The organism is Pseudomonas sp. AK-TSAG1-1 (genome assembly GCF_056821665.1).
Genome location: NZ_CM165965.1, coordinates 626,062 through 641,127 on the forward strand (window position 1 = coordinate 626,062; position 15,066 = coordinate 641,127).

Consider the following 15,066-nt stretch of genomic DNA (forward strand, 5'->3'; position numbering starts at 1 on the left):
GTCTGCGGTGTCTGTGCTGGCCTCTTCGTGAGCAAGCCCGCTCCCACACTGGATCTCCTGTGAACACAAACTTTGTGAACAACTGGATTCAAATGTGGGAGCGGGCTTGCTCCGGGCGGCGATCCGACGAAGGCGGCAGAACAGGCGCCAAAGATCTCAATGACAAAAATATTCCTCCGAGATAACACCCTTGAGCATTCAACCCGGCACCTATTCCCCTGACCTCGCCGTACCCGCCGACAAGCGTGTGTTCGGCGGTCGCGATCTGTTTTCCCTGTGGTTTTCCCTTGGCATCGGTCTGATGGTTCTGCAGACCGGTGCGTTGCTCGCCCCCGGTCTTGGTCTGTCCGGTTCGTTGCTGGCGATTTTTCTCGGCACGCTGGTGGGCGTTCTGCTGTTGGCCGCCGTTGGCGTGATTGGCAGCGATACCGGCCTGTCATCGATGGCGGCCCTCAAGTTGAGCCTGGGCAGCAAAGGCGCGAGCCTGCCGGCGCTGCTCAACCTGCTGCAACTGATCGGTTGGGGCTCATTCGAAATCATCGTCATGCGCGATGCGGCCAGTCTGCTCGGCACCCGTGCGTTCAGCGAAGGTTCGCTGTGGGCCAGTCCGATGCTGTGGACCTTGTGCTTCGGTGCATTGGCGACCTTGCTCGCGGTCAGCGGGCCGCTGACGTTCGTGCGCAAGATCCTGCGCAAATGGGGCATCTGGCTGATTCTGGCCGCGTGCATCTGGCTGACCTGGAACCTGTTCGTCAAGGCCGATCTGGCGGCACTGTGGGCGCGTACGGGTGACGGTTCGATGCCGTTCGCCGTGGGTTTTGACATTGCCATCGCGATGCCGCTGTCGTGGTTGCCGCTGATCGCTGACTACTCGCGGTTCGGCAAGCGCGCGAAGAACGTCTTCGGTGGCACCGCCATCGGTTTCTTCATCGGCAACTTCTGGCTGATGAGCCTCGGCGTGGCCTACACCCTGGCGTTCGCGCAGAGCGGTGAAGTCAACGCGCTGCTGTTGGCCCTGGCCGGTGCCGGCCTGGGGATTCCGCTGTTGCTGATTCTCTTGGACGAATCGGAAAACGCCTTCGCCGACATTCACTCGGCGGCGGTATCCAGCGGGATTCTGTTGCGCTTGAAAGTCGAACATCTGGCGCTGGCGATCGGTGTGCTCTGCACCCTGATCGCGCTGTTGGCGCCACTGGCGCAGTACCAGAACTTCCTGCTGTTGATCGGCTCGGTGTTCGCGCCGCTGTTCGGCGTGGTGCTGGTGGATCACTTCATCCTGCGCAAGCGCAGCGCGCAGGTAGCGTCAGCCGCCTTGCGCTGGCCGGCGCTGTTGGCGTGGCTGGGCGGGATCAGTACCTACCACTTGCTGGCCAATCTGTATCCGGATGTCGGCGCAACCCTGCCGGCACTGGTGCTGGCAGGGCTGTTGCAACTGGTGCTGGGGCGGGCGTTCAGTTACGGCCCGGAAACAGCTCGGGTTTGACGATGCCGTTCAGGCGCGGGTAAGGAATCTTCAGTTCGACGTGGCCCAGCGCGTAAGGCGCGATGGTGCTCACGTCGTACTTGAGGATCACGCCACCGTAGGTCAGCGCCACGTTCGGGGTTTTCACGAACGGCCAGTTCTTCACGAACTCGGCTTCCTGATCAAGCTTGGTGCTGATCAACCAACTGTTGTGTGCCACTTGCGCGGCTTTCCAGAACGCCTCTTCCTGACCCGGCAGCAACATGTCCGACAGGTTCAGCACTTTGTGCTGCTGGCGCGAGTAGTTGATGAAACCGCGCCCCGGGGTGCCATGCGCGCCGCCGGTGTCGAAGTAGCTCGACAGCTCGATAATCACCAAGCCGTCATGCTGCTCGCGTACCTTGGCCTGCAGATAGCTGCTGTTGCGCGGGCCGGCCGTTTGCAGGAACTGCTCACGATAGGCCGCCAGCGTCGGTGCCACCGGCGCGTTCGCCTCGGTGCGGGTCATTTGCAGCAGGCGCTTTTCGATGATGCCGTCCAGCGCAGGTTCGCCCGCGAAGTGCACGGTATCGATATTCACCAGCGGACAGTCAGGGTTGGAGCAGCCGGGTTTCAGGGTTTCCGATGCGTCGCGGGTGGTTTCCAGCGGCGTGCGGTAGTTGGGCTGGAACAGGTTGGCGCAGGCGCCCAGGGTCAGGGCGATGGCGGCCACGGAGGCAATTTTGAAAAGCGACATGGGCGTCCTTTCTGAAACAGGGGAAGGCAAAAAGTATCCGCTTCGACTCTCGCCGAAGCCGTCAGTTCGCCACTAAGCTAATTAGAGTGGGTTTCGCCTCCACCGTCCATCCCGCTGACGGTAAAGGGGCTGCATCAATCACCACCGGCGCGTTAGGATGGCGCGAAGTTGAGGTTGCAAGCCACAAAAAGGAACCTCGTATCGGATTTGCAGTAAAGAGGATGCTCATGACTGATTTTGCCAGCGCCACTCCGGCCACCGTCGATGTCGTAAAGCGCGAGCGCTGCTACGAGGGCTTCTACAAACTCGACCGCCTGCACTTGCGCCATGAACTGTTCGCCGGCGGCATGAGTCGCGAGATCAACCGTGAAGTGTTCGTGCGTCACGATGCGGTGTGCATGCTGCCTTACGATCCGCAGCGTGACGAAGTGGTGCTGATCGAGCAGTTTCGCGTCGGCGCCATGGGCAAGACCGACAACCCCTGGCTGGTAGAGCTGGTCGCCGGTCTGATCGACAAGGAAGAAGTGCCGGAAGAGGTTGCTCACCGCGAGGCGCAGGAGGAAGCTGGACTGGACATCAAGGCCCTGTGGCCGATGACCCGATATTTCCCGTCGCCGGGCGGCAGCAACGAGTTCGTGCATTTGTTTCTGGGGCGTTGCAGCACCGAAGGCGTAGGCGGCCTGCATGGGCTGGAGGAAGAAGCAGAAGATATCCGCGTCACGGTCTGGGCCTTCGAAGATGCCTTGCAGGCCGTCCGTGACGGACGCATTGCCAACGCGGCGAGCATCATCGCCTTGCAATGGCTGGCGCTCAACCGCGCCGAAGTGAGGGGGTTATGGTCGTAAACAAGCTGCGCGATCGTTATCGAGTTGACCTTGCGGGGCTGCAAGCCGCCTGCGAGGCCAACTACGCGCGCCTGATGCGACTGGTCCCGGACATGCGCAACGACCCCGAGGCGCGGCGCATTGCCGTGACCCAGGGCGAACAGATGCTCGGCGTGTTGGCCCTTGAAGTGCTGCAGACCTGCCCATACACCACCACCTTGCAGGTGCGTCAGGAGCACAGCCTGCCATGGCTGCCGGTGCCGCAACTGGAAGTGCAGGTCTATCACGACGCGCGCATGGCCGAGGTGATCAGCGCCGAGCATGCACGACGCTTTCGCGGCATCTATCCTTACCCGAACGCCGCGATGCATCAGCCGGATGAAAAGGCCCAGCTCAATCTGTTCCTGGGGGAATGGCTGAGCCATTGTCTGGCCTTGGGGCACGAGTACGAAGTCGTACGCTAGTTGTGAACTGGGTCCGGTTCGCCGGTTTCCTCTTTGCGCATCCCCCAGCATAATTGCGGCACTCAACCGATTCCGTGCCTTTGCCCTGGGAGAACGCCTTGCCGAGCGTATCCACATTGACCACCGCCGATCCGGCGTTGCTGGTGCAGTTGTCCGACAGCCATCTGTTCGCTGAAGCGGACGGAACGCTTCTGGGCATGAACACCCGCGAGAGCCTGCAAAAGGTCATTGAGCTGGTGCTGGGGCAGCAGCCGCAGATCGATCTGGTGCTGGCCACCGGCGATATTTCCCAGGACGGCACGCTGGAGTCGTATCAGCAGTTTCGTCAGATGAGCGCGCAGATCGAAGCGCCAGCACGCTGGATTCCCGGCAATCACGACGAACCGCAGATCATGGCGCAAGCGGCCGTGCAGAGCGCGTTGCTGGAGTCAGTGGTCGATATCGGCAACTGGCGCGTGACGCTGCTGGATTCGGCAGTGCCGGGTTCAGTGCCGGGTTATCTTCAGGACGATCAGTTGCAATTGCTGGCCCGCTCGTTGAGCGAAGCGCCGGAGCGCCATCATCTGGTGTGTTTCCACCATCATCCGGTGTCCATCGATTGCCCCTGGATGGAACCCATCGGCTTGCGCAACCCTGAAGCTTTCTTCGACGTGCTGGACCGCTTTCCGCAAGCCCGCGCGGTGTTGTGGGGGCATGTGCATCAGGAGATTGACCGCGAACGCAATGGCGTGCGCCTGCTGGCCTCGCCTTCGACGTGCATTCAGTTCGAACCTGGCAGTGAAGATTTCAAGATCGGCGAGCAGTCACCGGGTTATCGCTGGTTGCGGCTGTTGCCGGATGGGCGGCTCGACACTGGGGTGGAGCGTGTCACTGGATTCCACTTCATTGTCGATTACGGCTCGAACGGTTACTGAGCTCCATAGGGCCTCTTCGCGAGCAAGCCCGCTCCCACAGGGGCAATGGTTTCCAATGTGGGAGCGGGCTTGCTCGCGAAGACGTCCGCACAAACACCCACGATCTCCCTGACTCCCTGTAAACTCCGCTTTCCTAAACCGACACCCAGGGAGCTCAAATGTCCGGTTCGATCCTCTATATCCACGGTTTCAACAGCGCCCCGGCCTCAAAAAAGGCCTGTCAGCTGGTCGAGGTAATGGAGCGAATGGGTTTGAGCGACCAATTGTGTGTGCCGGCGCTGCATCACCACCCACGTGAAGCCATCGGTCAGCTGCAGCAGGCGATTGCCGAGCTGGGCCGGCCGTTGCTGGTGGGAAGCTCACTCGGCGGCTACTATGCGACTCACCTGGCCGAGCGCCATGGCTTGAAAGCCCTGCTGGTCAACCCGGCGGTCAGCCCGCACCGGATGTTCGACGGATACCTGGGCACGCAGAAAAACCTGTATACCGATGAGACCTGGGAACTGACCCACGACCACGTGACGGCCCTGGCCGAGCTGGAAGTGCCGGCCCCCGTGGATGCGCAGCGCTATCAGGTGTGGTTGCAGACCGGCGATGAAACACTGGATTATCGCCACGCCCAGCAGTATTACCGGGCCTGTGCCTTGCGCATTCAAGCCGGCGGCGACCATGGTTTCCAGGGTTTTGCCGGGCAATTGCCGGCGTTGCTGAGTTTTGCCGGCATTGGCGCCGATTTGTATCAGGCAATCGATTTCACTGCATTGTGATGTCTTGCCCCTTTTTCATTGAATCACTGACGACGAGACCCTATGGCCACTCCCAGCGCTAGCTCTTATAACGCCGACGCCATCGAAGTCCTCTCGGGCCTCGACCCGGTGCGCAAACGCCCCGGCATGTACACCGACACCAGCCGGCCGAACCACCTCGCCCAGGAAGTCATCGACAACAGCGTCGACGAAGCCCTGGCCGGCCACGCCAAATCGGTGCAGGTCATCTTGCACGCCGACCACTCGCTGGAAGTCAGCGACGATGGTCGCGGCATGCCGGTCGACATTCACCCGGAAGAGGGCGTGTCGGGCGTTGAACTGATCCTTACCAAGCTCCATGCGGGCGGCAAGTTTTCCAACAAGAACTACCAGTTCTCCGGCGGTCTGCACGGGGTGGGTATTTCCGTCGTCAACGCCTTGTCGACCGAAGTCCGGGTGCGTGTAAAACGTGACGGCAACGAATACCAGATGACTTTCAACGATGGCTTCAAGGCCACCGAGCTGGAAATCGTCGGCACCGTCGGCAAGCGCAATACCGGCACCAGCGTGTATTTCGCGCCGGATCCGAAATACTTCGATTCACCAAAATTCTCCATCAGCCGTCTCAAGCACGTGCTCAAGGCCAAGGCTGTGCTGTGCCCGGGGCTGCTGGTCAGCTTCGAAGACAAAGGCACCGGCGAGAAAGTCGAGTGGCATTACGAAGACGGCCTGCGCTCCTATCTGGTGGACGCGGTCAGCGAATTCGAACGCCTGCCGGACGAGCCGTTCTGCGGCAGCCTGGCTGGTAATAAAGAAGCGGTCGACTGGGCACTGCTGTGGCTGCCGGAAGGTGGTGATGCGGTGCAGGAAAGCTACGTCAACCTGATCCCGACGCAGCAGGGCGGTACCCATGTCAACGGTCTGCGTCAGGGCCTGCTCGATGCGATGCGCGAGTTCTGCGAATTCCGCAGCCTGCTGCCGCGCGGCGTGAAGCTGGCGCCGGAAGACGTCTGGGAGCGCATCGCTTTCGTGCTGTCGATGAAGATGCAGGAGCCGCAATTCTCCGGCCAGACCAAAGAGCGACTGTCGTCCCGTGAAGCGGCGGCGTTCGTTTCCGGTGTGGTCAAGGACGCTTTCAGCCTGTGGCTCAACGCCAACCCGGAAACCGGCCTGGCGCTGGCCGAACTGGCGATCAACAACGCCGGCCGTCGTCTCAAGGCCAGCAAAAAGGTCGAGCGCAAGCGTGTCACCCAAGGCCCGGCGTTGCCAGGCAAACTGGCTGATTGCGCCGGGCAGGACCCGATGCGTTCCGAGCTGTTCCTGGTCGAAGGTGATTCCGCCGGCGGTTCCGCCAAGCAAGCGCGGGACAAGGAGTTCCAGGCGATCCTGCCGTTGCGCGGCAAGATCCTCAACACCTGGGAAGTCGACGGCAGCGAAGTGTTGGCCAGCCAGGAAGTGCACAACATTGCCGTGGCCATCGGTGTCGATCCGGGCGCGGCGGACATGAGCCAGCTGCGCTACGGCAAGATCTGCATCCTCGCCGACGCCGACTCTGACGGTCTGCACATTGCCACGCTGCTGTGCGCCTTGTTCGTCCAGCATTTCCGCCCACTGGTGGATGCCGGTCACGTCTACGTGGCGATGCCGCCGCTGTATCGCATCGACCTTGGCAAAGAGATTTACTACGCCCTCGACGAAGCCGAGCGCGACGGTATTCTCGACCGTCTGGTGGCCGAGAAGAAACGCGGCAAACCACAGGTCACCCGATTCAAAGGCCTGGGTGAAATGAACCCGCCGCAGCTGCGTGAAACCACGATGGACCCGAATACCCGGCGTCTGGTGCAACTGACGCTGGGCGAGGACTTCGCCGAAACCTCGGAAATGATGGACATGCTGCTGGCGAAGAAGCGCGCCGGCGACCGCAAGACCTGGCTCGAATCCAAAGGCAACCTCGCCGAGGTGCTGGTTTGATGCGGTTCGGTCGAGTATTGGCGAGTGCGTTGTTACTGAGTGCGATGACGGTGTCGGCGCAGCCTGCACCCGAGTTGAAGTTGCTGTCCGAACACCCGGTTGACGGCATGCGTGGCGGCAACCTGTCGGGGCTGGCGGTGTGCGGTAAAGATCTGTGGACGGTCTCTGACCGCGACGATGATCAGATCTATCGTCTGGACACCCGCGATCAGGTCTGGAAGGCCGAAACGGTGCGTCTCGACGTGCCATCATTGCCAGACAGCGGATTGCCTTGGGGCTTGCGAGTGCGGACGTGGGCCGCGCAGTTCGTGCGTGGCGGTGATCTGGATTTCGAAGGCATCACATGCGACAACGCGGGCAATCGCTACATCGTCAGTGAAGCGCATGCAGCCGTGTTGCAGGTATCGCCGCAAGGCACGGCGTCATGGCTGAAAATCTCGCCAATGCTGGTCCGTGAAGCGCGAGCCAGTGGCATGTTGCTGCACTTCAATGCCTTGTTCGAAGGCCTGACGGTCAACCCGGCCGGCGATGAAATATGGCTGGCCGCCGAGCGTGAGCGCCGTGGTCTGTTGAAGATCAAGCGTCAGCAAACGGTCTGGGATTGCGACGGCGGCTGCGTGCTGTTCAGCGAAGACGGGGTCGAGATGCAGCCGCCGCAGTTTCCCAATGCCCGGCTGGTGACACGCGACTTCGCTGATCTGTCGTTGTTCAACGGCAAGCTGTTCACGCTGGAGCGTAATGCGTACCAGATCTGCCGCCGCGATGCGGTGACGGCCAAGGTCGAGCGTTGCTGGTCGTTCGCCGAGGAGGCCTTGCAGCCCCAGCGACGCTACTCACAGGCCTTCGGTCTGGCAGAAGCGCTGGTGGTGGACGCCGACGGCGCCTGGATCGGCCTCGACAACAATGACGGTGCCCGTGCCGACGGCGAAAAACGTCCGATCGTCTGGCGTTTCGCCGCGCCTGAAGGTGGATGGAGCGCCAAACCTTGAGCCAGCCCCTGCCGGGCAAACGCGCCGGCCGGGTGCTGATGATTCTGGCCTGGTGCGCGGCGCTGTTTCTGGCCACGCGGTTTTTCGGCCAGTGGGAAGCGCGCCAGCAGAATCCGAACGTGGTGGTCACGTCCGAGCAGCATGACGGCGTGATCGAAGTGAAGCTGGCCGGCAATGCCCAAGGGCATTTTGTCGCCAGTGGACAGATCAACGGTGAGCCGGTGGAGCTCATGCTCGACACCGGTGCCACCGATGTGGCGATCCCGGCGGATCTGGCCAAACGGTTGAAGCTGGAAGAAGGCTTCGGCGTGACCCTGAGCACGGCCAACGGCCTGAGCCAGGGCTACCGGACAAAGATCGACCGCCTGCAGCTGGGTGACATTGTGCTGCGCGACGTCCGCGCACTGGTGGCGCCGGGGCTGCATGGCGATCAGGTGCTGCTCGGCATGAGCGCCCTGAACAAACTTGAATTTACCCAGCGCGGTGGCACCATGCTGCTGCGCCAGACAACGAACCGATGAGGCCCGCATGAGCGACTCCCTTGATCTCAGCCTGGACGGTGTAGAACGCCGCTCGCTGGCTGACTTCACCGAAAATGCCTACCTCAACTACTCCATGTACGTGATCATGGACCGTGCTCTGCCGCATATCGGCGACGGCCTGAAACCGGTACAGCGGCGTATCGTCTACGCCATGAGCGAGCTGGGGCTGGACGCCGACTCCAAGCACAAGAAATCGGCGCGTACCGTCGGCGACGTGCTCGGCAAATTCCACCCGCACGGCGACTCGGCGTGCTACGAAGCGATGGTGCTGATGGCCCAGCCATTCAGCTATCGCTACACGCTGGTCGACGGCCAGGGCAACTGGGGGGCGCCGGACGATCCGAAGTCCTTCGCCGCCATGCGTTACACCGAAGCGCGGCTGTCGCGTTATTCCGAAGTGCTGCTCAGCGAACTGGGCCAGGGCACCGCTGACTGGGGGCCGAACTTCGACGGCACCCTGCAGGAGCCGCTGGTGTTGCCGGCACGTTTGCCGAACATCCTGCTCAACGGCACCACCGGTATCGCCGTGGGCATGGCCACCGACGTGCCACCGCACAACCTGCGCGAAGTCGCCACCGCCTGCGTGCGCCTGCTCGATGAGCCGAAAGCCACGGTCGAGCAGCTCTGCGAGCATATTCAAGGCCCGGACTACCCGACCGAAGCGGAAATCATTACCCCGCGCGCCGACCTGCTGAAAATGTACGAAACCGGCAAGGGCTCGGTGCGCATGCGCGCCGTGTACCACGTCGAGGACGGCGACATCATCGTCACCGCGCTGCCGCATCAGGTTTCCGGGGCCAAGGTGCTGGAGCAGATCGCTGCACTGATGCAGGCCAAACCGTCGAAAGCACCGCAGATCGCTGACCTGCGCGATGAGTCCGACCACGAAAACCCGTGCCGCATCGTGATCATCCCGGTCAACAGCCGCGTCGATCACGAAGCGTTGATGCAGCACCTGTTCGCCAGCACCGAGCTGGAGTCGACCTACCGGGTCAACGTCAACATCATCGGTCTGGACGGCAAGCCGCAGCTGAAAAACCTGCGTGCCTTGCTGGTCGAATGGCTGGAGTTCCGCGTGCTGACCGTGCGTCGCCGCCTGCAATTCCGCCTCGACAAGGTCGAGCGTCGCCTGCACCTGTTGGACGGTTTGCTGATTGCCTACCTCAACCTGGATGAAGTGATCCACATCATCCGTACCGAGGAGCATCCGAAAGCCAAGCTGATCGAGCGCTTTGCCCTCAGCGAAATCCAGGCCGACTACATCCTCGACACCCGCCTGCGTCAATTGGCGCGCCTGGAAGAGATGAAGCTGCGTGACGAGCAGGACGAACTGCTCAAGGAACAAGCCAAGCTGCAAGCGCTGCTGGGCAGCGAAGCCAAGCTGAAGAAGCTGGTGCGCACCGAGCTGTTGAAAGACGCCGAAACCTACGGTGATGACCGTCGCTCGCCAATCGTCGAGCGTGCTGAAGCCAAGGCGCTGACCGAGCATGATCTGCTGCCGAACGAGAAAGTCACCGTCGTCCTGTCCGAGAAAGGCTGGATCCGCTCGGCCAAGGGCCACGACATCGATGCCACCGGCCTGTCGTACAAGGCTGGCGACGGCTTCAAGACTTCGGCAGCGGGGCGTTCCAACCAGTTTGCGGTGTTTATCGACTCCACTGGCCGCAGCTACTCGGTGGCCGCGCACACCTTGCCATCGGCCCGCGGCCAGGGCGAGCCGTTGACCGGCCGCCTGACGCCTCCGCCCGGCGCCACGTTCGAGTGCGTGCTGATGCCGGAAGACGATGCGTTGTACGTGATCGCCTCCGACGCCGGTTACGGTTTCGTGGTCAAAGGCGAAGACCTGCAAGCCAAGAACAAGGCCGGCAAGGCCCTGTTGAGCCTGCCGAACAACGCCAAGGTCATCGCGCCGCGTCCGGTGGCCGATCGTGAGCAGAACTGGCTGGCCTCGGTCACGACCGAAGGTCGCCTGCTGATCTTCAAGATCAGCGATCTGCCACAATTGGGTAAGGGCAAGGGCAACAAGATCATCGGGATTTCCGGTGAACGCGTGGCCAGTCGCGAAGAATATGTCACGGACATCGCCGTCATTCCGGAAGGCGCCACCTTGGTGCTGCAGGCCGGAAAACGGACCCTGTCGCTGAAGGCCGACGACCTCGAACACTACAAAGGTGAACGTGGCCGGCGTGGCAATAAGCTGCCAAGGGGCTTCCAGAGGGTGGATGCGCTGCTCGTCGAAAACCTCAATTAGGCGCCCTAGAGCGTTCGATCTACGATTTAACGCGTAGATCGACGCTTTGGCGCTGGAGTCGGAACGCATATTCACGGATGATATGGCCTTTCCAAGCGCCGGCGTGGCCGAGCGTTCTTCATATTTATTGAGTATTTTCACTGTGGTCAGCCTTGTGGCGGCCACCTGGACGGGATGATGACCTCTCTGCGCCCCCTTATTTTCCTGCTCGCCGGCGTTCTTGGCCTGGCGGGTTGCAGCGTTCACCAGCCGGTGTCGCTGTATCAGCTGGACAGCGGAAGTCCGGCTCAGCCTGCGCAAAGCACAGGCATGGCGGTTTTGTTGGGCCCGGTAGTCATCGCTGATTACCTGCAACGTGAAACCCTGCTGCAACGTCAACCGGACGGCAGCCTGCAAGCCTCGACCGACGGTCGCTGGGCGGGCAGCCTTTCGTCGGATATCGATCAATTGCTAATGCGTCAGGTTGCCGGTCATCTCGACAGCCAACGTGTGGTGCTGGCACCGGCCACCCTGGGTTTTACCCCGGATGTGCAGGTGTTGCTGACCATCACGCGTCTGGACTCCGGTGAGAAGCAACCGGCGATTCTCGATGCACAATGGCGCCTGATCGACCGCCGTGGTCAGGTGCGCGATAACCGTATCGTCCATCTGCAAGAGCTGCACGCGGGCACGACGGCTTCGCAGGTTCAGGCACAAGGCATTTTGCTGCAGCGTCTGGCCGAGCAGTTGTCGGTGGCGCTTAAACCATTGTCCAACCAGCCTCCGGTGGCTGAAGCTCCACGTAAAGCGGCACCAAAACCGGCAGCGCCGGCAGCGGAATCCGAGAAGCAGCCGAAGATTCCGATGGCCTCGCCGATTCGTACTGATATGGAAGTGTTCCGCTTCTAACGCAGGAACGAGACAGAACAGAGCCCGCCTTGTGCGGGCTTTGTTGTGTCTGGGGGCTGGGGATCTACGGTATGGCAGCCGGCCTCTTCGCGAGCAAGCCCGCTCCCACGGTGAAGTGACGAGCAACGCACAATCGATGCAGCAGTTGAAGATCCGCATTGTGTGGGCTGGCCTCTTCGCGAGCAGGCTCGCTCCCACAGGGAATGTGGGCGCTGCTGATCAAGTGTGGGAGCGAGCCTGCTCGCGAAGGGGACGGCACAGGCAACAAAAAAGCCCGCAGACAATCACGTGTCTGCGGGCTTCGATGTTTCAGGCCTGAGGCTTACGCCCGGCGTTCATGCATCCGCGCCAGTTGCCGTTCGAGCATCGAGGGATAAGGCTCCATCAAACGCTCCACGCAGCAAGCCCCTTCAGGGCTGGCGATCGGGCGGATCCGTGCACGCTGGCGAATCAGCGCATCGTCACCAATCTTGCGCTCGACCAGCAGCAGGTTGCGGCTGTGCTGCGACAGGGCCAGGGCATCCTGAGCCGAGTCGGTCAGCAGCAGGTCGATCTGGCTCAGACCGAACAGCTCATCGCCCAAGGTCAGGCCCAGCTGCAATTGCAGGGTGATGCCGCTGTCGGCGACTTCGATCTGCAGTTGATGGCCCAGCGCCCGCAGCAACTCGCCGCAGCAGATCGCGTTGGTCAGGTAGTCGTCGCCGCTGTCTTCGGTGTGGAACAGCATCAGCGTGCTGCCGTCGTTCAGGGTTTCGATTTCGCCCTGATACAGCGAAGCCGCCTGATCGAGGCAATCGCGATAGCGCTCCAGCAATTCTTCCAGGCGTGCGCGCGGCAGGCGACGCAGTTGTTCCTGCGACCCTAGTTGCACGGCAAGCACCGCACTGTGTTGCGGCACGCTCGGCGTGGCCTTGCGCGCGACCGGTTGTGGCGCTTCATCCAGCGATTCGTCGCGCAGATCGGCAAACGCGTCGTCGTCTTCATCGTCTTCAACAGTGCTGACAACGTGGCGTGGTGCAGGCTTTTGCGCAGCCAGCGGACGGGTTTCGTCAAAGCTCGGGTCACGCAGGTTGCGCACTTCGAACTCCGGCTCATCCTCTTCTTCGAACTCGGGTTCCGGCTCGGGCTCGGTTTTCGGCGCTGGTTCCGGAGCGAAGTTGGCGTGCAGCTGACGCGCCAGGTCGCCGATCTCGTCCTGACGGTCGGTGCCCGGGGTGTATTCATCAATGTTGCGCAGCCACACGCGCAATTGCAGCAGCGGCGTGGACAGATAGCGGCCCATGCGCAGGCTCAAGGCCAGCGACAGCGCCAACAGGATTGCACTGAGAATGCCCATGCTCTGCAGGCTGATGGTCATCGGCTGCTGGAACTGATCCATGTCCAGGCTGATGCGCAGTTGCCCGGCGGTCACGTCCTGGAAGGTGATCTTGCTCTCGTACATGCCTTCGGCTTCGCCCAGCAGGCTGTGCTTGGGGCGCTGACCGGATTCGGCGAGGATGCGGTTGTCCACGCTATAGATAGCCGCATGGGCCACCAGTTTGTTCTTGGTCAGGTTGTTGAGCAGCACGTTGAGGCTGAGGATGTCGTTGGACACCAACAGTTCAGTGGCGGAGGTGGCGGTCTGCGTGGTCAGGCTTTCGCCCAGCGCATCGGCCTGCTCGTGCATGGCCTGCTTGAACTGCAAGCCCATCACCCCGGCATAGATCACCAGGGCCAGAGCGACCAGGATCACGTTATGGCTGGCAATGCGCAATGCAATCGGCACACGGCGATGACGCAGTGCACGGAAGATCAGCAGGAAGAAGTTATCGGTTTTAACTGGCGTGGGCCGGTTCACTGAGCTCGGCTCTTTTGTCCGTGAAGTTGACGCGCAGTATAGCGACAGGCCCTAGGCCGGCAAAGCGCTCGCGGTGCCCGATGGTCACTGAAAGTGGGTAGAATGCGATTTTTTTCCAGCTGCGGGGGTGCGCGTTGCGCGAAATCGTCCTGATTAACATCACGGGAGTCGACCGTCCGGGTCTGACTGCGGCCATTACCGGCGTTCTGGCCCAGGGTGGTGTGAACATCCTCGACATCGGTCAGGCGGTGATCCACGACACCCTGTCGTTCGGCATCCTGGTCGAGATCCCCGACTCCGAGCAGGCCAAGGCCGTGCTCAAGGACATCCTGTTCAAGGGTTACGAGCTCGATCAGCAGGTGCGCTTCACCCCGGTGTCCGAAGAGGATTACCAGCAGTGGGTGGGCAATCAGGGCAAGAAACGCCACATCGTCACTCTGTTGACCCGCAAGGTGACCGCCGGCCAATTGCAGGCGGTCAGCTCGATCACCGCCAAATATGGCTTGAACATCGACCATATCGACCGTCTGTCGGGTCGCATGCCGCTGGACACGCCAGCGGACAAGGGCAAGGGCTGCATCGAGTTCTCCGTGCGTGGCGAGGCGGCTGATCCGCAGGCGCTGCGTGCCGAGTTCTTGAGCGTCGCTCAGGAGCTGAACGTCGATATCGCCTTCCAGGAAGATTCGCTGTTCCGCCGCAACCGGCGTCTGGCGGTGTTCGACATGGACTCGACGCTGATCGAAGCCGAAGTCATCGATGAACTGGCCAAGGCGGCCGGCGTGGGCGAGCAAGTCTCGGCCATCACCGAGCGCGCCATGGCCGGCGAGCTGGATTTTCGCGCCAGCTTCAAGGAACGTCTGGCGCTGCTCAAGGGCCTGGACGTCAGCGTGCTGGACTCGATCGGCGCGTCGCTGCGGTTGACCGAAGGCGCCGAAACCCTGTTCGCCGAACTCAAGCGTCTGGGTTACAAGACGGCGATCCTGTCTGGCGGCTTCACCTACTTCGCCAAGCAACTGCAGGCCAGGCTCGGCATCGACTACGTGTTCGCCAACGAACTGGAAGTGGTCGACGGCAAGTGCACCGGCGTGGCGATCGAGCCGATTGTCGACGCGCAGCGCAAGGCTGATCTGCTGAAGGAGCTGGCGCACAAGGAAGGCTTGCGTCTGGAGCAGACCATTGCGGTGGGCGATGGCGCGAATGACCTGCCGATGCTGGCGATTGCCGGTCTGGGTGTGGCGTTCCGGGCCAAGCCGTTGGTCAAGCAGTCGGCCAAGCAGGCGATCTCCACGCTTGGGCTGGATGGTGTGTTGTACCTGCTGGGCTTTCGCGACCGTGACGGGGAACTCTGAAGTCTCTGCTGTCTGAACGGGCCTCTTCGCGAGCAAGCCCGCTCCCACATTGGAATTCGGTCTCCTGTGGGAGCGGGCTTGCTCGCGAAGGGC

General features: G+C 61.8%; 13 protein-coding genes. 11 read left to right on the top strand and 2 right to left on the bottom strand.

Annotated features, from left to right (window positions below; translation table 11 throughout):
- Positions 1–190 precede the first annotated feature (190 nt).
- On the top strand, positions 191–1,483 hold the full coding sequence (gene cytX, locus AC1UK9_RS02725) for a putative hydroxymethylpyrimidine transporter CytX (RefSeq protein WP_482579295.1): 1,293 nt from the start codon (positions 191–193) through the stop codon (positions 1,481–1,483).
- Here the strand turns inward: cytX and AC1UK9_RS02730 are convergent.
- Positions 1,452–2,198 carry an RsiV family protein gene (locus AC1UK9_RS02730; protein ID WP_025110177.1) on the bottom strand — a complete coding sequence of 249 codons (747 nt, stop codon included), beginning with the start codon at positions 2,196–2,198 and terminating at the stop codon, positions 1,452–1,454. The two genes, cytX and AC1UK9_RS02730, sit on opposite strands and share 32 nt — an antisense overlap.
- Positions 2,199–2,425: 227 nt before the next feature.
- On the opposite strand from AC1UK9_RS02730, the gene AC1UK9_RS02735 reads away from it, so the two are divergent.
- The 9 genes from AC1UK9_RS02735 to AC1UK9_RS02775 all read left to right on the top strand — a co-directional run bounded on the left by AC1UK9_RS02735 (position 2,426) and on the right by AC1UK9_RS02775 (position 11,787).
- Positions 2,426–3,043 carry an NUDIX domain-containing protein gene (locus AC1UK9_RS02735; RefSeq protein WP_025110176.1) on the top strand — a complete coding sequence of 206 codons (618 nt, stop codon included), beginning with the start codon at positions 2,426–2,428 and terminating at the stop codon, positions 3,041–3,043.
- The gene (locus tag AC1UK9_RS02740; protein WP_007967395.1) at positions 3,034–3,486 is read left to right on the top strand and encodes a DUF1249 domain-containing protein; all 453 of its coding nucleotides are present in this window, start codon (positions 3,034–3,036) and stop codon (positions 3,484–3,486) included. Before AC1UK9_RS02735 ends, AC1UK9_RS02740 begins: the two co-directional genes overlap by 10 nt.
- A 98-nt stretch (positions 3,487–3,584) precedes the next feature.
- On the top strand, positions 3,585–4,400 hold the full coding sequence (gene cpdA, locus AC1UK9_RS02745; protein WP_482579298.1) for a 3',5'-cyclic-AMP phosphodiesterase: 816 nt from the start codon (positions 3,585–3,587) through the stop codon (positions 4,398–4,400).
- Positions 4,401–4,558: 158 nt separating this feature from the next.
- Positions 4,559–5,167 carry a YqiA/YcfP family alpha/beta fold hydrolase gene (locus tag AC1UK9_RS02750; protein ID WP_482579300.1) on the top strand — a complete coding sequence of 203 codons (609 nt, stop codon included), beginning with the start codon at positions 4,559–4,561 and terminating at the stop codon, positions 5,165–5,167.
- Between the two features lie 42 nt (positions 5,168–5,209).
- Entirely contained in the window at positions 5,210–7,117 is a 1,908-nt protein-coding gene (gene parE / locus AC1UK9_RS02755; protein ID WP_025110173.1) for a DNA topoisomerase IV subunit B, read from the top strand.
- A complete protein-coding gene (locus AC1UK9_RS02760) occupies positions 7,117–8,106 on the top strand; it encodes an esterase-like activity of phytase family protein (protein ID WP_482579302.1) in 990 nt (329 codons plus the stop codon). The genes parE and AC1UK9_RS02760 overlap by 1 nt, the downstream gene beginning before the upstream one ends.
- Entirely contained in the window at positions 8,103–8,627 is a 525-nt protein-coding gene (locus AC1UK9_RS02765; protein ID WP_482579304.1) for a retropepsin-like aspartic protease family protein, read from the top strand. Before AC1UK9_RS02760 ends, AC1UK9_RS02765 begins: the two co-directional genes overlap by 4 nt.
- A 7-nt stretch (positions 8,628–8,634) precedes the next feature.
- A complete protein-coding gene (gene parC / locus AC1UK9_RS02770; protein ID WP_482579306.1) occupies positions 8,635–10,899 on the top strand; it encodes a DNA topoisomerase IV subunit A in 2,265 nt (754 codons plus the stop codon).
- Positions 10,900–11,076: 177 nt separating this feature from the next.
- On the top strand, positions 11,077–11,787 hold the full coding sequence (locus tag AC1UK9_RS02775; protein ID WP_025110169.1) for a PqiC family protein: 711 nt from the start codon (positions 11,077–11,079) through the stop codon (positions 11,785–11,787).
- A gap of 322 nt (positions 11,788–12,109) precedes the next feature.
- Here AC1UK9_RS02775 and AC1UK9_RS02780 read toward each other — a convergent pair whose 3' ends face one another.
- Positions 12,110–13,624, bottom strand: coding sequence for an AhpA/YtjB family protein (locus AC1UK9_RS02780; protein ID WP_482579307.1), 1,515 nt, complete (start codon positions 13,622–13,624; stop codon positions 12,110–12,112).
- A 134-nt stretch (positions 13,625–13,758) separates the two neighbouring features.
- On the opposite strand from AC1UK9_RS02780, the gene serB reads away from it, so the two are divergent.
- Positions 13,759–14,973: a phosphoserine phosphatase SerB gene (serB, locus tag AC1UK9_RS02785; protein ID WP_482579308.1), complete on the top strand. Its 1,215-nt coding sequence runs from the start codon at positions 13,759–13,761 to the stop codon at positions 14,971–14,973.
- The last annotated feature ends 93 nt before the right edge of the window (positions 14,974–15,066 follow it).